General features: G+C 39.4%; 14 protein-coding genes. 2 read left to right on the forward strand and 12 right to left on the reverse strand.

Translation table 11 applies throughout. The features are described from left to right. Nucleotides 1-2: 2 nt before the first annotated feature. The 8 genes from JL001_RS20435 to JL001_RS20465 all read right to left on the reverse strand — a co-directional run bounded on the left by JL001_RS20435 (nucleotide 3) and on the right by JL001_RS20465 (nucleotide 11,570). Nucleotides 3-1,412, reverse strand: a complete 1,410-nt coding sequence (locus tag JL001_RS20435) for a sugar MFS transporter (RefSeq protein ID WP_200979474.1) — start codon at nucleotides 1,410-1,412, stop codon at nucleotides 3-5. Nucleotides 1,413-1,447: 35 nt separating this feature from the next. Beyond that, nucleotides 1,448-2,329, reverse strand: coding sequence for an ROK family protein (locus JL001_RS20440; RefSeq protein WP_200979476.1), 882 nt, complete (start codon nucleotides 2,327-2,329; stop codon nucleotides 1,448-1,450). A 54-nt stretch (nucleotides 2,330-2,383) separates the two neighbouring features. Next, nucleotides 2,384-4,678 carry a GH92 family glycosyl hydrolase gene (locus JL001_RS20445; RefSeq protein WP_200979478.1) on the reverse strand — a complete coding sequence of 765 codons (2,295 nt, stop codon included), beginning with the start codon at nucleotides 4,676-4,678 and terminating at the stop codon, nucleotides 2,384-2,386. Nucleotides 4,679-4,957: 279 nt separating this feature from the next. After that, the gene (locus JL001_RS20450) at nucleotides 4,958-6,586 is read right to left on the reverse strand and encodes a RagB/SusD family nutrient uptake outer membrane protein (protein WP_200979480.1); all 1,629 of its coding nucleotides are present in this window, start codon (nucleotides 6,584-6,586) and stop codon (nucleotides 4,958-4,960) included. A gap of 12 nt (nucleotides 6,587-6,598) precedes the next feature. After that, nucleotides 6,599-8,806 (reverse strand): SusC/RagA family TonB-linked outer membrane protein, encoded by a 2,208-nt coding sequence (locus tag JL001_RS20455; protein WP_236252916.1) that lies wholly within the window; start codon nucleotides 8,804-8,806, stop codon nucleotides 6,599-6,601. A 42-nt stretch (nucleotides 8,807-8,848) separates the two neighbouring features. Then, the gene (locus tag JL001_RS23200; protein ID WP_236252917.1) at nucleotides 8,849-9,670 is read right to left on the reverse strand and encodes a carboxypeptidase-like regulatory domain-containing protein; all 822 of its coding nucleotides are present in this window, start codon (nucleotides 9,668-9,670) and stop codon (nucleotides 8,849-8,851) included. A gap of 581 nt (nucleotides 9,671-10,251) precedes the next feature. Next, nucleotides 10,252-11,313 (reverse strand): LacI family DNA-binding transcriptional regulator, encoded by a 1,062-nt coding sequence (locus tag JL001_RS20460; protein ID WP_200979482.1) that lies wholly within the window; start codon nucleotides 11,311-11,313, stop codon nucleotides 10,252-10,254. Then, nucleotides 11,313-11,570, reverse strand: coding sequence for a hypothetical protein (locus JL001_RS20465; protein WP_200979484.1), 258 nt, complete (start codon nucleotides 11,568-11,570; stop codon nucleotides 11,313-11,315). The genes JL001_RS20460 and JL001_RS20465 overlap by 1 nt, the downstream gene beginning before the upstream one ends. Nucleotides 11,571-11,777: 207 nt before the next feature. On the opposite strand from JL001_RS20465, the gene JL001_RS20470 reads away from it, so the two are divergent. After that, nucleotides 11,778-13,103 (forward strand): DUF6600 domain-containing protein, encoded by a 1,326-nt coding sequence (locus JL001_RS20470; protein WP_200979486.1) that lies wholly within the window; start codon nucleotides 11,778-11,780, stop codon nucleotides 13,101-13,103. A gap of 88 nt (nucleotides 13,104-13,191) precedes the next feature. On the opposite strand, the gene JL001_RS20475 is transcribed toward JL001_RS20470, so the two are convergent. After that, nucleotides 13,192-13,557, reverse strand: a complete 366-nt coding sequence (locus JL001_RS20475; protein ID WP_200979488.1) for a hypothetical protein — start codon at nucleotides 13,555-13,557, stop codon at nucleotides 13,192-13,194. A 367-nt stretch (nucleotides 13,558-13,924) separates the two neighbouring features. Between JL001_RS20475 and JL001_RS20480 the strand changes: the two genes are divergently transcribed. Continuing rightward, nucleotides 13,925-14,104: a histone H1 gene (locus JL001_RS20480; RefSeq protein WP_200979490.1), complete on the forward strand. Its 180-nt coding sequence runs from the start codon at nucleotides 13,925-13,927 to the stop codon at nucleotides 14,102-14,104. Nucleotides 14,105-14,212: 108 nt separating this feature from the next. Here JL001_RS20480 and JL001_RS20485 read toward each other — a convergent pair whose 3' ends face one another. The 3 genes from JL001_RS20485 to JL001_RS20495 all read right to left on the reverse strand — a co-directional run bounded on the left by JL001_RS20485 (nucleotide 14,213) and on the right by JL001_RS20495 (nucleotide 20,338). Continuing rightward, the gene (locus JL001_RS20485) at nucleotides 14,213-14,896 is read right to left on the reverse strand and encodes a DUF1080 domain-containing protein (protein WP_200979492.1); all 684 of its coding nucleotides are present in this window, start codon (nucleotides 14,894-14,896) and stop codon (nucleotides 14,213-14,215) included. Between the two features lie 147 nt (nucleotides 14,897-15,043). Next, nucleotides 15,044-16,801 carry a RagB/SusD family nutrient uptake outer membrane protein gene (locus tag JL001_RS20490; protein WP_200979494.1) on the reverse strand — a complete coding sequence of 586 codons (1,758 nt, stop codon included), beginning with the start codon at nucleotides 16,799-16,801 and terminating at the stop codon, nucleotides 15,044-15,046. A gap of 12 nt (nucleotides 16,802-16,813) precedes the next feature. Beyond that, on the reverse strand, nucleotides 16,814-20,338 hold the full coding sequence (locus JL001_RS20495) for a SusC/RagA family TonB-linked outer membrane protein (protein ID WP_200979496.1): 3,525 nt from the start codon (nucleotides 20,336-20,338) through the stop codon (nucleotides 16,814-16,816). Nucleotides 20,339-20,356: the final 18 nt, after the last annotated feature.

The raw sequence follows: 20,356 nt of genomic DNA on the forward strand, positions 1-20,356 counted from the left end.
AATTAAGAATGCTTGGGTTTGTATCCATTAAAGCCATAAAAGACGATATATACATAACAAATCATAGGGACCAAAAATGAAAGCTGTACACTTCCTGACAAATCAGCTACTAGGCCTTGAATCGGTGTCACTACGGCTCCTCCCACAATGGCCATTACCAATAGCGATGAAGCTTGGGCTGTATATTTCCCCAAACCTTTGATGGCTAAAGAAAAGATGGTTGGAAACATGATGGAGTTAAACAATCCTACTGCTACAATGGACCAAAGTGCCAGCTGACCTTTCGCAACAAGCCCAACAGCCAAGAGTGCCAAAACACTCAATCCAAATAACCAAAGCGTACGGTTTGGAATAAATCTACCAATGATGATAACCAAAATATTAAGCCCAATAAATGCCAAAGCGTACAAAGCCATCTCCTGATCATATACATTGATAATGGTCACAAAGGCCAAAAGGGCTACTCCTCCAATGATCAAAAAGCGATTTAGGTTGTTCTTAAAATCGGCTAACGCTACAGCTCCAAAGAACCTTCCGACCATAGCCCCTCCCCAAAACAAGGCCAAATAATGACTGGCTTCCGCTTCATCCAATCCTGCTATTTCAGGTAATCTTGCAAAATTGATCAGGTTACTTCCAATGGTCACCTCACCGCCCACATAGGCAAAAATAGCAATGATCCCCAAAAACAAATGACGATGCTTTAATGCTCCGCTATCCGATACAATTACGCCTTGGGCATTGACCTCAGGTAATTTAAACAGCTTAAAAATCAAGGCGATAAACAACAATGTCAGCGCCAAAGCTATATAAGGCATTTTCACCGCATCAGCTGAAATATCCAAATCTCCTATCGCTCCAAATATTAAATATCCCCCTATAATCGGTGCAATGGTTGTTCCCAAAGAGTTAAAAGCTTGAGTCATGTTTAGCCTGCTGGATGCCCCAGAGGGCTTACCCAAAATGGTCACATATGGATTTGCTGCAATTTGGAGAATGGTGATTCCTGATGCCAATACAAACAGGGCAAATAGGAAAAAAGCATAACTCTCAAAGCTTGCTGCTGGATAGAAAAACAAACATCCGGCGGCTGAAATGATCAGTCCTAAGATAATTCCATTTTTGTAACCTATTCGACCAATCGGATCACCTTTGGTAATAGAAATAATATAATAGATTAGGGAAATGATAAAGTAGGCACCAAAAAAGGCAGTTTGTATCAACATCGCCTGCCAGTTTTGTAAAGTAAATACTTGCTGAAGGTGTGGGATAAGGATATCGTTCATGCAGGTGATAAATCCCCACATAAAAAACAGCATGGTCACTAAAAACAAAGGACCAAAATATTTTTGGCCAGAGTCAAATTCTACATTATCTCCGGTCTCTTGAGTTACACTACTAATTGACGCCATGGGTCTATTGAATTAGGTTTTATAATTTTTATGGGTTAATAAAATGTGCTTTGGCTGTTCTGCCAGCTACAAGCTGCACCAATGAGTGCTGCCTGTTCACCAAGCTCTGTTATTTTTATTGGAGTATTCAAGCCAGAGCTGGCCAGTTCTTGTTGGATGACAGGGACGAACAAAGCTTCTGCTTTGGTAATATTCCCCCCTAACACAATAACTTCTGGATGTTCTTTTTGTATGAATTTTTTCAGGAACAAAGCCAAGTTTTCACCAAACTCCTTGAAAATTTCCTTGGCCACCTCCTTGTTTTCCTCTTTGGAAGTAAGCTCTCTCACTTCCTTGATGTGCTTTCCTGTCTTCTTATAGTAAGTATTGACAAACCATCTAGTTGACACATATTCCTCCACAATACTTTCCTGAAAAGGACTGCACCATAAAGCAGCATCTTCTGCAAAAACTCCATGATACCTCGAACTTCCAAGTCCTGTTCCCAAAGTTAGGCCAATAGCTCTCCCAGCAGCTTTTGCTGCTCCAGCTGCTACTTCTCCCTGTAAAAAACAGGCAGCGTCGTTCTCAAAATGGATATCGGCCAAGTCCATCGCCAATGCTTTAGCCAAAAGTTCCTTGACAGGCAACCCATATAATGAATCGTATTTGCCCTGCTCTTTAATCCATGAAATTCCCTTAGGATAGTCAAATGGTCCTGGCATGGCAATTCCAATTTTAATATTTGCCCCAGTTCCATGAGTAACTGAGGCTATGCCTTCTTTCCATTCATCAATGATAGCAGCAGATGGCCCTGAAGAATTGACCTTACGGCGTACCAATGAATCCTTGTCCAAAACATTGGAACGTAGGTCAACTAACCCCGCAGTGATATGAGAGCCTCCTATGTCTACCCCTATGACTTTTTCTATATTCATAAGCAAAGCTTCGGGCAGCATAAAGCTGCCCTCCTTTGTACCATTTTTATTTTATTATTCGTTTGAAAGAGAGTAAGGGAAATCTCCCTTCTTCGTTCCTCGCTTTTTGTTTGGTGAAGCGGACATTTCGAAATTCAGCTCTGCTCCTTCCATCAGTTCTTTATGACTTAGCCAGTTTTTGGAATAATCTTTTCCATTTACTTTCAAGCCTTCTATGTATTTGTTTTCCAAGCTGTTCTCAGGTGCATTGATCACCAACTCATTACCATTTTCCAATATCACAGTAATCTTCTTGAACAATGGTGCTCCGATAACATACTGGTCTGTACCAGGGCAAACTGGATAAAAGCCCATCGCAGAGAACACATACCAAGCTGAAGTCTGGCCATTATCTTCATCTCCACAGTATCCATCAGGAGTTGGGCGATACATACGGTTCATGGTCTCCCTTACCCAGTGTTGGGCTTTCCAAGGCTTACCTGCGTAATTGTACAGATAAATCATGTGCTGGATAGGTTGGTTTCCATGTGCATATTGTCCCATATTGGCAATCTGCATTTCTCTGATCTCATGGATAACACCACCATAATAGCTTTCATCAAAAACAGGAGGCAAAGAAAACACCTGATCCAATTGATTGACAAAAGCTTCTTTTCCTCCCATCAATTCCATCAACCCCTGAATATCATGAAAAACTGACCAGGTATAATGCCAACTGTTTCCTTCAGTGAAAGCATCTCCCCATTTGAAAGGATTAAACGGAGCCATAAACTCACCATTCTTATTTTTGCCCCTCATCAATTTGGTTTCTGGATCAAAGAGCTTTTTATAATTTAAGCTGCGAGACTTATAAAGCTCCACTTCTTCTTTAGGCTTATCAAGGGCCTTTGCCAATTGATAAATGGTAAAATCATCATAGGCATACTCCAAGGTTCTGGCTGCATTTTCATTGATCCCAACATCATAAGGCACATAACCCAATTCCTTATAATATTCTGCACCAGCCCTACCAACAGCAGTCAGTGGCCCGGCATTATTGGCTCCATGGATTACTGCTTCATAGAGTGTTTCGATGTCATAGTCGTAATCTCCCTGGTATTTCAAATAAGCATCTGCCACAACTGAAGCTGAATTATTTCCTACCATTACGCTTCTCAGGCCTGGGCTAGCCCACTCCGGCAACCATCCACTTTCCCTGTAAGCATTTGCCAATCCTTCCTGCATCTGAGCATTCAGCTCAGGGTACATCAAATTAAGAAAAGGAAAGAGAGACCTAAATGTATCCCAAAATCCAGTATCGGTAAACATGTATCCTGGTAGAACTTCACCATTATACGGGCTGTAATGAACTACATTACCACTGGCATCATATTCAAAGAATTTTCTCGGGAACAGCAGAGACCTGTAAAGGCAGGAGTAAAAAGTCTCCATTTGATCTTCAGTACCTCCTTCAGCTTTGATTCTTCCCAACTCTTCATTCCAAATCGCTCTGCCCTTCTCCTTTACAGTATCAAAATCATCACTTCCAATCTCTTTCAAATTCAGCTCTGCTTGTTCATAACTGATAAATGATGATGCCACTTTAGCATTTACGACCTCACCTCTTTTCGTTTTAAATCCAATAACAGCTCCAGTATGGTCGGCTTCGGATTTTAAAGCATCCTGTAGTTCGCCATCTTTGAAGGTCTGCTGAAAAGTGAAAGCTTTATCAAACTCAATCACAAAATAATTTTTGAAATTATCAGGTACCCCTCCACTATTTTTTGTAGTATATCCAATGATTTTATTTTCACCTGGAATCACTTGAACAGAAGATCCTTTATCCAATGCATCCAAAATTACGTATGCATTCTCTGTCTCGGGAAAGGTAAACCTAAACCTTGCCGCTCTCTCTGTAGGTGCAATCTCAGTAGTGATATCATGATCAGCCAAGTAAACACTATAGTAATATGGGTTTACTGTTTCGGACTTATGGGAATACCAACTTGCCCTGTCATCCTCATTGAACCTAAGTTCACCAGTGATGGGCATGATCGCAAATTGACCATAGTCATTCATCCAGGGTGAAGGTTGATGGGTTTGCTTAAATCCTCTGATTTTGTCCGCATTATAAGTATAAGCCCATCCATGCCCCATTGTACCAGTCTGGGGGGTCCAGAAGTTCATTCCCCATGGCAAGGCAATGGCAGGGTAAACATTACCGTTGGACATGCTAGGCTTAGAATCAGTTCCCATAAGCGGTTTGACATAGTCTACCGGGTTATCTACCTGTTGGATCAGTTGGGTTTGGCCATTTGCAGTAAGGGCTAAAGCCATCAGGGCGATGACGTTCGTCCATATTTTTTTCATAATGATTATTGTTATTTGGGGTTTTATAAGGTCATCAAACCTTTACTCCTTTTTATAAATTCTTTCACGAACATTTTCTACCATATTAAAATGTTCATAATTACAAATATATTATCTTAACATTAAAAAGCTAAAACCTTTTAGTTTTATTTATAAATAAAATTTGAAAGCCAATCTCTTCAAACTAAAATAAGATTTGGAGATTGATTTACTACTTTTAAAAACATAAAAAAATCCCATCCGAAGAATCGGATGGGATTTCCCTAAAAGTGAAATTGTTTATTCTGCGTAGCCAGGGTTCTGGACTAAATTCGGATTTAAAGCAGTTTGGACATGCGGAATAGGAAAAAGTTCCATATTCGCATCATTGCTAGGTTCATGATCCCACCAACTAGCAGTGGTGAATTTACTAAACCTGATCAGGTCAGTCCTTCTCTTCCCTTCGAAAATAAACTCCCTACCTCTTTCTGCCAACAGCTCGTCCAAAGTCAAGGATGAAGTGGTGTACATTTCTGTTGCCCAATCAGCAGCGGTAAAAGCACGTGATCTACTTGCGTTGATCAAGTCAACCGCTTCTTGAGGAGCAGCTCCACCATTTTGACGCATCAAAGCTTCGGCTTTATTAAAGTAAATCTCTGTCAAGCGATAAATGATATAATCATTCTCCTGATAGTTTTCGTCTTCTTTTGTCCCGGAACGATATTTATTGAACCTTGCCCCACTGTTTTCTTCTCCCTCGGTCATACTTCCTTCACCAGTAGCACCTTCACTGTTTCTTCTGATTGAATTGACATAAACCATAGGCTGTCCATCATATTCCTCGGTAGCAATAATTGGATCCGTAGTCCCATATTTATATTGCGGGCCAAATAGGAACCACTCTTCTTTGCGAAGATCATTTTCATCATAAGCATCAAAAGCACTAGGAATGACCACAAAAGCATTCCATCCACTGAAAGTCACATCCAAAGCTTCCGACATATTACTATAACCAAAATAGAACCCACCCCAACTGAATGTAAATCCACCTTGGCGGCTAAAGGCAAATTGGAAAATGTTTTCTGAAGAAAGGTGATTTGTATTATTAAAAGGCCCTAAAATATCTGGGTCCAATTCCATACTTCCATTAAGACTTCCTCCTTCACCATCAATTACTTTATCACTGTACCCGATACATTTATCCCACATGGCTGTTCCGGCCCATTTCTCCGCATTCAGGTACAATTCAGAAAGCATAGCGTATCCTGCGGCTTTTGAAACCCGCCCCACCATCTCTTGGGAAAGTGGTTGTAGCAACTCAACATTGTCTAAAAGTTCCTGCTCTACAAAGGCAAAAACTTCCTCCCTGCTTGCTGTTGGCGGGTTTGTCGGCTCCCCTACAGTAGTCACAATAAGCACATTTCCCCACATATCCATGATGCGCATGTAGTGATAAGCTCTCATCACTTTTACTTCCGCAAGGATCGATTGCTTGTCCTCTTCTGTCAAGCCAGCCTCAACAAAATCAACATCCTGAAGATCTTGTAAAGCAGAATTGACATACCCAAGGCCTGCCCACATCAAAGACCAAGCACTTCTAAGCCTATTTTCCTGAGCAGTCCACTCGTGATAATGTAAACGGATGTGATCACCTCCATCATAGCCGTGCCTTCCTTTTTGTGGCCAAGCCACTTGGTCTGCAGCCATTTCTCCATGATAATAATAACCACTTTGGCCAGTAGGTGCTAACCATGCCTGCATATGAGTAAATGGTCTCAACACGCCTTGCATAATTTCCACTTTATTGTTGTAGAAATTATCCTTTGAAAGTTCACTGTATATAGTTTCATCTAAATCCATACACGCTACAGTACCCAGTAAAGCTGCCGGTGTAAGGATTGCTGCAATTTTATTGATATATTTTTTCATGATTACCGCGCTTTAAAATCCAACTTTAACCCCTAGTGAAAATGACTTGGTTCTTGGGTAAAAACCTCTACCATCTATACCTGTATTGAAACCTACATCCTGCAACTCAGGATCAATACCTGAATATCCTGTAATCGTCAGTAGGTTTCTTCCAGTTGCGTATACTCTTAGGTTTCTCACGTATTCGCTTCGCAGTTTGAAATTGTAGCCTAAAGTCAGGTTATCCAACTTCACAAAGTCTCCCTTTTCCAAATAGTAGTCTGAATATTGTGGGTCATCATCCAATTCAGCATGGGTCGTAACCGCACTTTCTAGCAGGTTGTTGGGCAACCATCTTTTATTTCCAAAATAAAGATCCTTGGTATTTAAAATATCAAAACCAAATTTACCTCTAAAGAAAAGTGTCAAGTCAAAATTCTTGTAGGTAAAGGTATTGTTCAATGACGCCATATACTTAGGCACCCCATTTCCGATTATCGTCAAATCTTCTTGGGCCATATCTCCTGCCCCACCGATAGAGCCATCAGCCTTATAAAATTGCCATTTTCCATCTTCAGTAAAACCAGCAAAGCGTTTTCCATAGAAATTACCAACTACACCACCTTCTTCTACTCTGATGGCATTACCCAAGTTCCCAGGACTAGGGAGTCCACCATCTTCAATCCACGAAATGGTAAATACATCATTAGAAAGTGAGGTAACCTTATTTCTTTGAGTATTGGCAGTTAAATCTGCTCTCCAACTGAAATCACTGTTTTGGATGATAGTAGAGGTCAAGTATAATTCTACCCCTTTATTGTTGATACTACCTACATTGGTCAATAACGTACTTCTCACGAAAGCAGGTTGCTGAGCCGTGTAATTGTAAAGCAAGTCAACTGTCTCTCTATTATAAAGATCCAAAGAGCCCCCTAGCTTGTTATTGAAAAGCAAGAAGTCAAAACCTAAGTTCCACTCCCTTTTCTTTTCCCACCTTAAATCTGGATTTGGATTTCTTGCAGCTCCATATGTTTGATAAAATATCCCTTCTTGCGGGTAAACACCTCCAGTAGAAAGTGTCACTAAAGAGTTGTAGTTTCCAATTCCCTGGTTACCTGTTACGCCATATCCCAAACGAACTTTAAGATTATTCACGGCAGCACTATTGGCTAAAAACTCCTCTTTGGTCAATTCCCAACCTACTGAAACCGCTGGAAAGTTACCCCACTTGTGATTGGCACCAAACCTTGATGAACCTTCTCTTCTAATGGTTGCTTGGGCAAAATACTTCTCTTGAAAGGAATAACTAGCCCGTGCAAAAAGAGCGATCAATGTATTATCTTCTTTGAAACTGTCCATTCCAGGCCTAGGCAACTGGGTATTATTGATCGCACTACCCGCACTGAGGTTCCAATCTAAAAATCCGTCAGTTGTAAAACCATTGTTATTAACATTGAAAGTTTCTGTGGTGAAATACTGATAACTATAACCACCTATTACATCCAATGAATGATCAGTTCCAAACATTCTCTTATAATTTAAGGTAGACTCAAAAGTATTTGTCCATCTTAAATAATTATACTTGGATGCATAACCCATTCCTTGATAATCAGAAGTGGGACGGTTTGCGAAGTCATTCATCGATTGGTAATACCTGTCATTGTAAGTATCCCTTACATGGGCACCAAAAGCGGAAGCGGTCAAACCATCAATGATTTTCAGGGAAAGGCGCGCATCTCCTGAGAATGTTTGTTGGTTTCTTTCGCTGATTCTATTGGCATACCTAGAAAGTGGATTGTAATTGTTATAAGCTTGGGTTTCCACAAACGATCCATCTTCATTAAAAATAGGTGCAGTTGGATTCCTCTGAATAGCTTGTTCAAAATCTCCTGTACCCCCACCAAGTAAATTGGCTTTATTGAAGTTGGTAGCCATGTTAGCAGCCAAAGTCAATCGGTCATTTAGGCCAGTCTGGTTGAAGTTGATCCGGCCTCCAAATTGCCTTCTACTGTTTTCCTTGGCAATGCCTTCTGCGTCATTAAAATAGAATGAAGCTCTATAACTAGAATTTTCTCCTCCACCTGAGGCAGCAAAATTATGGTATTGACTTAGATTCTGCTTATTTAACAGCATATCATACAAGTCCGTTGAATGACCTAGGTCATTGACCTCATCGATCAACCCTTGATCGATCAAATCCCTGTATTCATCCGCGGTAAGAAAATCAGGTTTCTTGTCCACATACTCCCTCTGGAAATAGGTAGAATAATCAAATTGAGAACGTCATGATTTCCCTTTTTTGGTTGTAATCAAAATCACCCCTGCATTACCTCTGGTACCATAAATGGCCGCCGCAGAACCATCTTTCAATACGTCAAACGACTCAATATCGTCCTGCTGGAGCAAATCCAAACTACCTCCAGGAATACCGTCAATTACAATTAGGGGGCTTGTTGTTCCTACAATTGAGGTCAACCCTCTCAGTTGAATATCTGTAGACCCATTCGGGTTGCTTCCTTGGGTTCTGTTGATATTCAATCCAGCCACTTTACCCTGGATCAATTCCATTGGTGACCTCATTCCGCCTTGGACAAAGTCTTCCTCTCCCACATTGGCCACAGAAGAAGTAATCTCACGCTTTTTCTGAGAACCATAACCAATCACGACAAATTCTTCTAATGACTCAGTATCCGATGCCATTTCTATTTTCAAAGTCGATTGGCTCCCTACTGGGACATCTTGGCTGGCCATACCTATGAAGCTAAAAACCAAAATCGACTCATTCGATGCCACATTGATAGAAAATTTACCATCGAGATCTGTCACTGTACCGTTGGTTGTTCCTTTCTCTAAAATCGACACTCCTGGTAATGGCTCTCCAGATTCGTCTGTTACGACCCCGGTAACCTCTTTTGCTGCGATATGAAAAGATGTTGGAGAATTAGAATCGGAAATTTCTTTTCCGATAAATGTCTTTCCTTCTGCAGAAGAGAAAGAACCGACTACGCCTGAGAGAAGCATTAATAAAAAGCCTCCTCTTAGTCCCCGAAAGTTTGAAGTGATGCTACCACCAGGCACGGTGGCAACTGGTAACTTTTCGTTCATTAAATCTTGGGTTTGGGTTAATAATTAATAAACGCCAATAAAAAGTGTATCAAAAGAATACATTTTGTACAATTGTACTAAAACGATACAATTAAATCAGCGCGATAAAGCTAAACCCTTTTAGTAAAAATGCAAAACCGATTTAGGAATTTACCTCAATTTAAGCATTGCAAAAAAAGTATTAGGTTATACAAATATATATTCAAAAACGTACTTGATCCCTCTAATATATCAGGTCACCACAGGCGCCTCTAATTCCGAAATTTTAAATATTATTTTTTATCCCACCTAACAATGAAAATTACCACATCTCAACAAACATTAATTAAACAAACGTTAAACTTATTCTTGTTTTATTAAAAAAAATAAAATCACACCATGAAAAACCCGATTTTTTCTCAAAAAAACATCATTATTTTTTTCTTTACCTGTATTGTATGCTAACATTTTTGTTCACATCCTGCCTTTATATACTCCGCTATCTCTTAAAAACAAAAATCCCGGAACCATTATAATGGTTCCGGGATTTTTCAAAGCCTATGCTTATTTCTGAGTAAAAGAATCTTTAAACAATTATACTCTTAACCAGCACTTCGGTTTTTGTTGGAGGACTCTCTTTCCTTTTTGGAGGACTCTCTTTCCTTTAATGAGGCCTGAAGAACTATTTTTGTGGCTGATCTTTCTTCTTGTTCCGTATTGATAAGTTTAAACATGGACTGAATCAACCCCTGAGCAATTTCATCCTTTGGTTGAACAATACTGGTAACTGATGGTGTATTGAATTTAAAAAATTCATTATCATCAAAGGCTATCACCGACAAATCATCTGGAATTTTGATTTTCAACTGCTTCAACACCTGCATTCCCTTCATGGCTAAATAGTTAGTTGCAAAAAACACAGCCTCCAAATCGCGATTACTCTTAAAATAGTCTTCCATCACTTCCTCGGTTTGCTGGGATGAATAAGTATCAAATGGAATTTTTAGAATCCTTTCTTTTTGGTTTTCAGCCTTACACATCTCTTCATAAGCTTCACGACGATCGTGCATCTGAGATTGATCTGAATCAATAGTAACAAAACCGATTTCCTTCAAACCATTTTTCAAAAAGAGATCCAGTCCTTGCTTGGCTCCTTGGTAATTATCAATGACTACATAACTGCAGTCCACCTCGGGAATATACCTATCGAATAAAATCAAAGGGTTTTTATCCTTAGACAATTCCTCTATGAGATTTGCATCCATTCCAACAGGAGGGGTAAGAATATACCCATCCACCTGAAGATCCCTAAACATGCTCAGCAAGCCCATTGTTTTTTCAGGATCATTGTTGGTGCTGGTATAAATTATTTTGTAACCATCCAAAAAAGCCCTGTCCTCAATCATCTTAGCAATGGTGGCAAAGAAAGGATTGGAAATATCCTCCACCATGAAAACAATGATATTTGATTTTCCCGTACGAAGACTCTTTGCCAACTGACTGGGCCGATAGCCTATCTTTTTGACATAAGCCTGCACTTTATCGATGAGTTTCTGACTTATCCTATTTTCTTCTGCCTTTCCGTTAAGCACAAATGAAACAGTGGTTACAGAAATATTAAGCTCTTTGGCTATGGCTTTTATTGAATGTTTTTTTCTTTGCATTATGTGAGATTAAGCTTAAGAATCGGCTTTGGATTATTGCCTGCATTTTTCGCTAAATACCAAATATAATCTATTTTCTTAAAATTTAAAGACAGAGATGAGCCTATTCCTTTAAACACATAGGAATGTAAGAAGTCATGTTCCGTTTTTAATTCTACCTGATCAAAATTAGCTTTCAAATAATTCCAAAGATTCGAAATCTCTATTTCCCTTACTTTTTCAGGAATCAATAAAAATATTTCTCCAGAAAAAAACATCTCAATTCTTAGTGTTAAAACAATTTAGTCATTTTACACTTACAAGCAACCTTCATTTTAATTCAAATTTGGAACGGTTTTCGCTAAATCAACTAATATATCAAATTACACAAATAAAGTTGACTAAGTAATTGAGTCAACAGAAAGATAAAGTGAACCAACCGATAAATATCTCGTTGTAAAATTCAAAACTAAACCACACTGAAGATGAAAAAGGAAAAATTAACAAAATGGTTGGGAGTCACCCTGATTATGTGGTTGGCATTTACAATAGTAAACCCTAAAAATGCCAATGCCGAATCCCCACTTGGTGTATCATTTCAAATATTCTATGATGAATTGGCTCCTTATGGAGACTGGGTAGAAGATGCAAGATATGGTTATATCTGGCTCCCCTATGCCGATAGAAATTTCCACCCATATAACTCCAATGGACACTGGGTAATGACAGAATATGGCAATACCTGGGTTTCTTATTACAATTGGGGATGGGCTCCTTTTCACTACGGAAGATGGTTTTACGATGAATACTATGGTTGGGCCTGGGTTCCAGGATACGAATGGGGACCTGCTTGGGTAAACTGGAGAACAGGAGGAGGCTACTACGGCTGGGCACCAATGACACCAGGCTTTTCGGTAAGTGTAAATATCGGAATCCCAAGTTTCCACTGGGTATTTGTACCTCAAAGACGATTTACTCAAAGACATGTTTACAGGTATTGCGCTCCTAGAAGAAACATTGTAAACATCTACAACAGAACTACCGTCATCAACAATACGGTGGTCTACAATAGGAATAGATATATTTCAGGTCCTAGCCGAAGAGATATAGAGAGATATAGCAGAGGCAATGTAACCGTTTATAAAGTCAACAGTAGTCAAAGAGCTGGCAAAGCCAATGTATCTAGAAATACTCTGAATATCTATCGACCAGATGTAAGAATGGCAAGAAATGATAATAGAAGTCAAAATGCCAAACCTAGAACAATAACTTCTCTAGAAAAGGCAAGATCAAATAGAGCTGCTATAGCCAATACGAATAACAATTCTAACTCAAGAGGAAACGTCACTGCTCCAAGAAGTAACAACAGGTCTTCTGCAACAACTTCAGGAAGACAGACTAACGTCAATCAACCTTCTAGAAGCACACGTCCAACAGGAACTTACAATAGCAGCCAAAGAAGCAGCAACAGTTCCCGAGGACAAGAGGCAACAAAAGCCCAACCTTATGGAAACAGAAACAATAGCGGCTCATATTCTAAGAATGCTGAAGTAAAAAGACAAAGCCGTCCTGTGGAGAACAGGTCAAAACCAACTGATGTACATGTAAGGTCTTCAAAGGAGGTGAAGCAAAGCAGAGTAAGCAAACCTAGTCAACCTGCTAACAGACAAGTTAGCCGACCAAGCAATAGTTCAAACAACAGAAGTACATCGACAGTTAAAAGAAGTAGTAATTCTGCCAATAAAAGTAGAAGCTCATCAAACAGTGCTTCCTCAAGGAGTTCAAACAGCAGATCCAGAGGAAACAACTAATGAAAAGATATTAAGATTTAATGTTAGGTGATAGATTACTAAAAGCATGGTTGGAGGTCTGACCATGCTTTTTTCTTGAACATCCGTTCTATGAAATCCCTTTCTCACTTAGGACTTGCTTTACTTTTGCCATTAACCCTTTATAAGTAAAAGGTATCCCTATTACACTTTCAGAAAATCTAGGACAGATAATGGTTGAAATAACGTTATTCGTATTACTCCCATAAAGGAACAATACCTTCACGCTGTATTTTTCTTCTATTTCCTGAAATTTTTTCAAACAAGCTAAATCATCTGAAACATCGCCTTCAGATATTATTAAATCCATTTCGAAGGCCTCATTATTATGAATGGTGTGATTGAGCTCAAAAACCTCCATTCCTCCTAGGCGCAGCATTTCAGCCACATTGTTTGCAAGTGGACTATAACTGCTCATTACAGCAATTTTTGACATAACTAAAAGTGGTTCAATTTAAATAAAAACTCCTATGTTGTTGAATATGATTAACTTCACTAAGTTCGCAATTAAATCCATCCAAAAAAATATGACTTTTATCATGTCTTTTTTGAAACACACCAGCAAACAACCCAATGCTTACTTGCATCTTTCTATTTCAGCAGGTACACAACTCTCAATTTAATCTTGCCAATCCACAACTCTCCAATCTAAATCCAAGTCACAGACAGTCAGCGCTAAGCATTTACCAAAAAACCCTATTTAAATAATAGAAGGCACAAATCTTAAGAGGAAAACCATTGAAAACTAAATAAACTCCCTATATTCACGTTTTTAAATAGCATAAACTTAAATATTTAACACTATGAGCAGATTCACAGAAGTAAAGGATTTGGTAGCTTCTTTGGAAGAAGATTTTGAAAAATTCTACGAAAAGGGGAATAAAGCAGCTGGTACTCGTGTAAGAAACGGTATGCAGGAAATCAAAAACCTAGCTCAGGACATCAGAAAAGAAGTCACTGAGATCAAAAACTCTAGTAAATAAGAGAATTGATACACAACTGAAAGGTTAAAAAATCACCTTTTCAAGAAATAAAATAGCCACTCCCAATATTGGGAGTGGCTATTTTATTAATAGTATTTGATGCCGCGCTTACAACTCTTTTATCCAAATGTTTTTAAACTTCACCACTGAACCATGCCCCAAAAAACCAATATGGCCTTTTTCTCTCAATAGCCCAGGGTGATCCTTTCCATCCTTTGTTCCATTTTTGCTTGCTTTTTTGATGTCTCCATTAACTATGGTATGGCCATTTAAGATTACTTTAACCTTATTTCCCTTAACGATGACCTCCTCGGAGTTCCACTCCCCTACGGGCTTTAAAAAGCCTCTCTTAGCAGCTATAACCCCATAGACAGAGCCATGGTATTGGTACTCATGCAGATTCGCGTATTTTTCAGCAGTATTATCTAATATTTGTAACTCAATCCCTACATAAGCAGCATCTCCTTTTAATGGAGCCCGGATTCCCAAACCATTATTTGCTCCTGGAGTTAGCTGAAAGTCAAACTTGAAATGAAAGTCCCCGTATTCTTTTTCAGTATATAAATTGCCTTGTCCCCCACGATCCGGTCGAATAACTAATACACCATCCTCCACTACATAATCCGTCTTATTACCTACCCAACCACTCAGGTCTTTACCATTAAATAATTCTAAAAATCCCTCAGAGTCGGATTGCGCATTGACTATTGTCCACTGAAAGCCTAATAACAGCCCGGTCACCATGGCCACCAGTCTGATTCTTTTTTGATATGTCTTTTGCTGTGTTTTCATTGAAATGTTCTATCTAAATTTTAAAGTTTTTCAAATTAACCCTTATTTTAGTTGGGATAAAAAAGCCCTACAAAAATAGGGCTTTTAAATAAGGCTGAAAGTAATATTTAAGCCTTCATAAACATCCAACTGCTTATTTTCTCCATGTTATAATGTGGGGTCGAATGTACCACCCCACCCCTCATTTTGTTCCAAATTAGGGTTTCTATCCAGAACAGTATTCTGAATGGGAAAGAAATAATAGTTTTCGGGAAGTACGCTTTCCTGCACGCCCGACCTAGGAACCTGTAGCACAGTATACCTAAAATCGCTTTCGACCAATCCATAGGTACTTGCCTTGCTTCTTGCTTCAGAAAGCAACATATCAGATCCATCTCCATCAATAGCGATGGATTCTACTCCATGTTTTGTAGTTCCATCCAACCTGTCCAACATTCTCAGTCTTCTCAAGTCCCAAAAACGGTGCCCTTCAAAACAGAACTCTATATTACGCTCCGCCAAAATCGCTTCCCTTACTTCTTCTCTGTTAGTAGCAGTGATACCATAATTGCCATCATTTCCTGCTTCTATACCAGCCCTTTCTCGAATTTGCCTCAAAATGTCCAATGCAATATCCATTTCTCCTACTTCATTGGCCGTCTCTGCATAGTTGAGCATCACTTCAGCAAACCGCATCAAAACATAATCCAGGTCATATTGCTGTACTTCTGCTTGTGTTAAATTCAATAAGCTGTTCTTTAGGATAAAGAAACCAGTATACCTATCCAAATTGGTAGAGTTGGTCTGAGCAGCTGGATTGATACCAAAATCATCCAATTCATGGGCAATCCCCAAAGAAGTATATTGTCGCTTCTCTGCCTTTCCTGACACTTCATATCTCTTGCCTGCCCAAACAATTGACTTATTAAAACGAGGATCCCTGTTGAGCCAATAATTCTGAAGAAACGCTTCATCTGTCATATAGTAAGCTCCTGTCGGATCATTATACAGTTTACCATCAGCCATGGGAAATTCTTGAATAAATTCCCAGGTAGGACATGCTGAAGCAGGCCCTCTACTTTCTGAACCAGGCCTTACACCATGATCCCAAGCAGCAGTTTTATTTGGATAACTATTGATAACCGAAAACACCACCTCTTCATTACGTTCCTCTAGAGCGATGTTTGAGTAATCTTCAACTAATCCATAGCCTTGCCCCAACAAAGACTCGTATGCTAACCTATTGGCATCATAGGCTTCTTGCCAGTAGACATTGTCCCAAGGATCTGAAGGGTTAAATTGAGGGGAAGCTTTATACAAAAGCACTTTTGCCTTGAAAGCGGTAGCGAAATTCCCATCAATCTTTCCATACTCTCCGGAATTGGGTTCAATGCGCGTAGGCAATAGGGATATCGCCTGATCAAGATCATTTTCTAGAAAATCAAAACATTCCGCTGTGCTGTTTCTTGGCACATTGAGATCGTCTTCATAACGGTCTTGAGGAACAGTAATGTAAGGCACTCCGCCATGGTACATCACCATGTTAAAATAAGTATATGCCCTCATAAACAAAGCTTGCCCCAAAATATTATCTTTTACTTCTTGTGGTAAAGTACCCATCTGAACATCCTGAATAGCTTGGTTAATCAGTCTGATTCGATCATAGTTCCAGTCCTTATAGTTACCATTGGATATGGTTATCTGATCAGCATACCAAACGATACCGGCAATTTGTTGACTATTTCGGTCAGCCCCAGTACTCCAGTTTCCAAACATGCTATAAAGATTCGCCAAATAAGCATTTGCCAGATTCTCGTCATTCCATACATCCTCAGGACTATAATGGTTGATATCTTCTATATCTAATATGTCCGAGCAGCCTGTCATCCAGACCAATAATGCCAAAGTATATAGTATCTTTTTCATTTTATTGCTGAATTAAAATTTAACATTTAGACCCACGGTAAGTGATTTCATGAGAGGAAAAGAATCATAATTCTTTTGTTCCGGGTCATGAAACTCTTTCATATCAGAAATGGAAAATAAATTGGTTCCATTAAAAAATACCTGAGTACTGCTTACATTTAAACTTGATAGCCAGTTTTTAGGCAAATTATAAGCAAGGTTTAGGTTTTTGAGTCTAAGGTAAGCCCCATTTCTTATCCAAAAAGAAGTAGACCCTGTTCCGGATTCATACCAATTATTCCCGATGGGTCTCGGGTATTTAGCATCTGGATTATCTGGGGTCCATACATCATCTGCCCATAACGGGTAATAAGGCCTTATGGCTCCTCCATGTTGCCTCATACCCGCTCCTTCTTGATTGCTGATAATACGATCATACATCCCAACTCCCTGGAAGTGGGCATTAACACTGAAATTATTCCAATCCAGGTTAAAGCCAAAACCATAATTAATTCTAGGAGATGCATTATTTGAAAGCAACTGAAAATCATTGCCATCAATTCTTCCATCCGGACCTTCTGAATATCCGTCTCCCCGAATATCTTCAAAATATAAACCTCCCAAATATGGATCCCGTCCATACTGGGTAAAACCGGCTTCAAGTAATTCATCTAACTGCTCTTGGGTCCGGATAATTCCCAAAGCCCTCAGTCCAAATATTCTATTGGCGGCTTGGCCAATTTGAGATTCAGAAGCACGGTTACCTCCCTCCAAAAATATAGGAGCTTGATCCAATACATCCCATTGGTCTTTGGCATATCCAAGGTTACCATATATAGAATAGTTGACGGCTCCTCCGGCTGCCACATCTCTCCACATTAAGGAAAGTTCTCCTCCTCTCCAAGATCGCTCAGCATAGTTTTCAGGAGCTAAATCTTGTCCATAATTATCTGGCAATGTCACTAGGCGGGACCCCAGTATATCTTCCTCTTTCTTATAAAAGACATCCAAGGAACCCGACAATCTTGTTTCCATTAATTCAAAGTCAATACCTGTATTGTATGTAGTTGAGGTCGCCCATGTCAGATTTGGGTTTGGCGTGGCTCCAGGAGCAATACTTCTGTATAAGTCATCTCCAAAAATATAACTACCACTATTGCTGTAAGTATAATTATAGGAGAAAGGACTGATTCTGTTATTGTTCACATCCAGATCATTCCCAGTTGTACCATAGGAAACCCTGATTTTAAAATCATCCAACCAGCTTCTGGCGTTGGACATAAAAGACTCGTCCACAATCCTCCAAGCTGCTGAAAAAGAAGGGAAAAAACCCCATCTGCTTTCTTTTGGAAATAACGTATTGCCATCATATCGAAAAGAAAACTCTGCAATATATTTTTCAGCATAGTTATAGTTAACCCGGCCAATGAGCGACTGTCTGGCACCAATATTTTCATATCCATTACCATACCTTCTTTCAGCATCAGTAGAGTAAACAAAATCCTGATCGTAATTAGTTACAGGATCTTCTGCTCGGACAAATGAACCATATAAGCCATTTTCTGCCTGTTCAAAAACCATCATGGCATTGATGCCGTGCTGATCAAAATTTTGGTTATAGTTTAAGAACCAGTCAAATTGATAGCTCCATGCTGTATTGATATCATAGCTTAGAAACTCCTGATTCTGGCTGAAGGTAAAAATATTGGTATTGTTCGGATCAGGTGGTGCTGGAATAAACCGATTACCATCAGGATCTGCTTGGTTATAAACATAGTTTTCTTGGAAAGTTAAATACTTTTTCCTCATATAATCCTGTGCCAAATAATTCCCCACGACTTTTGTGGATAATCCAGGTATCAGGTCCCCCAAATCAATGTCTAAAGAGAGGATAGAGTTCATCTGACGCTTTCTTGTCTTGATATATCTGTCTCCAACGATTTGATCGATCACACTCCAAGCTTGCCAACTTCCCATCGGTGTTTGTACAGGAAAGTCCGTCACATAATTAGCCGGAGTACCATCCTCTTCTAAATAAAAAGGGTAAACTTTTGGCCAGTTAAAGGTAACTCTATATAAATCGGAAACGTCATAATCATCATCCCCAGAAAATGGCCAGTAAAAACGATCATGGTTCTGTTGTGTAGCTGCCAAATTTAGTCCTAACTTGATCCGTTCGGATATTTTTGCAGTAACATTCGTTCGCAAATTAAACTTACCATGCTCCAAACTTTTATAAGAACCTTCTTCACCTCTATAACTCATCAATGAGTAATAAGTGAGCTTATCATTACCTCCCGTCACACTCAACGAGTAGTTTTGACTCCAAGGGTTTTGCCATATAAAATCATTCACATTGTAACTTCTGTCGCTGAAATAAGCAAATTCCTCTTCGCCATTTGGAGGTGTTGTACCATTGAATTCTGCCACTCTGTTTTGATAAATCAGTTCATCCGTAGCAGTGGTTTTGTCAGAAAGCAACTCCATGGTGGGAGAGTAATGGGCATAAGAAGTTTGAAAGTTAAACATTGGCTTTTGAACACTTCCTTGCTTAGTGGTGACCAAAACAACTCCATTACCTGCTCTGGAGCCATAAATAGAAGCTGTTGCAGCATCTTTCAAAAAACTAATTTGCTCCACTTCCATCGCTTCTAAAGCATCAAATGATTCCTTATCTCTCACGATGCCATCAATCACATAGAGTGGATCTCCAAAACTTCCCCTTATCCGAATGGATGAAGTAGCTCCTGACAACCCAGAGGTACCAGTTACATTGACCCCTGGGGCCCTTCCTGCCAACGTATTGGACAAATTGTTGGCTGGAATTTGGGTAAGGTTGTCCGTTTCTACTGCTGTAATAGCACCAGTCAGATTTACTTTCTTTTGCTTACCATATCCCACTACCACAAACTCTTCCAAGGCTTTGGCATCCTCCACCATCACCACATCAATCACACTTTGTCCTCCTAAAGCAATGGTTTGTGTAGAATAGCCAATAAAAGAAAATGTTAATGCTCCTTCTTCTGGAACTGTTATAGAATAATTACCATCAATGTCTGTAACTGTTCCTTTGGTAGAACCTTGTACGGTAACGGTGACCCCTGGAATCGCCATCCCACTTTCATCTTTCACATTACCTTTGATTGTTACATCAGCCACCATCATTTCTGTAACCCTAGGAACACTATTGACGTCTTTTTGACCTACATAGATGACATTGTTGATTCTTTTAAATTGCAAATTAGCATCTATAGATATCTTTCTGAGTACCGTTCCCACCGAAACATCACGCTTTTGGTCGATGGAAGAATGAAGCCTTTTCTTTTTGACATCCCCTTTCCGATAACTAAAATGAAATTCAGTTTCACTCTCAATGACTGCAAAAATATCCTCAATGGATATTTTTTCTTTACTTAAGGTTATATACACCTCTTCCAGGCTTGTCTGTCCCTTGCTTTCGCCGGCCAGCAAACTACTTAGTAAAAAGCACTGGATGATCATACCGAAAAAGGCGTACTTTCCCACGGTTACAATTTTTTTTAGTAACTTTGTTTTCATGTTTAAGTTGTTTTTAGA

This window comes from Echinicola sp. 20G (genome assembly GCF_015533855.1).
GTDB lineage: Bacteria > Bacteroidota > Bacteroidia > Cytophagales > Cyclobacteriaceae > Echinicola.

Excerpts from the sequence above, each read along its gene's own strand:
- JL001_RS20445 (WP_200979478.1), bottom strand. The coding sequence starts at position 4,678 with ATGAAAAAAATATGGACGAACGTCATCGCCCTGATGGCTTTAGCCCTT.
- JL001_RS20450 (WP_200979480.1), bottom strand. The coding sequence starts at position 6,586 with ATGAAAAAATATATCAATAAAATTGCAGCAATCCTTACACCGGCAGCT.
- JL001_RS20465 (WP_200979484.1), bottom strand. The coding sequence starts at position 11,570 with ATGTTTTTTTCTGGAGAAATATTTTTATTGATTCCTGAAAAAGTAAGG.
- JL001_RS20475 (WP_200979488.1), bottom strand. The coding sequence starts at position 13,557 with ATGTCAAAAATTGCTGTAATGAGCAGTTATAGTCCACTTGCAAACAAT.
- JL001_RS20480 (WP_200979490.1), top strand. The coding sequence starts at position 13,925 with ATGAGCAGATTCACAGAAGTAAAGGATTTGGTAGCTTCTTTGGAAGAA.
- JL001_RS20440 (WP_200979476.1), bottom strand. The coding sequence starts at position 2,329 with ATGAATATAGAAAAAGTCATAGGGGTAGACATAGGAGGCTCTCATATC.
- JL001_RS20485 (WP_200979492.1), bottom strand. The coding sequence starts at position 14,896 with ATGAAAACACAGCAAAAGACATATCAAAAAAGAATCAGACTGGTGGCC.
- JL001_RS23200 (WP_236252917.1), bottom strand. The coding sequence starts at position 9,670 with ATGAACGAAAAGTTACCAGTTGCCACCGTGCCTGGTGGTAGCATCACT.
- JL001_RS20495 (WP_200979496.1), bottom strand. The coding sequence starts at position 20,338 with ATGAAAACAAAGTTACTAAAAAAAATTGTAACCGTGGGAAAGTACGCC.
- JL001_RS20435 (WP_200979474.1), bottom strand. The coding sequence starts at position 1,412 with ATGGCGTCAATTAGTAGTGTAACTCAAGAGACCGGAGATAATGTAGAA.
- JL001_RS20470 (WP_200979486.1), top strand. The coding sequence starts at position 11,778 with ATGAAAAAGGAAAAATTAACAAAATGGTTGGGAGTCACCCTGATTATG.
- JL001_RS20490 (WP_200979494.1), bottom strand. The coding sequence starts at position 16,801 with ATGAAAAAGATACTATATACTTTGGCATTATTGGTCTGGATGACAGGC.
- JL001_RS20460 (WP_200979482.1), bottom strand. The coding sequence starts at position 11,313 with ATGCAAAGAAAAAAACATTCAATAAAAGCCATAGCCAAAGAGCTTAAT.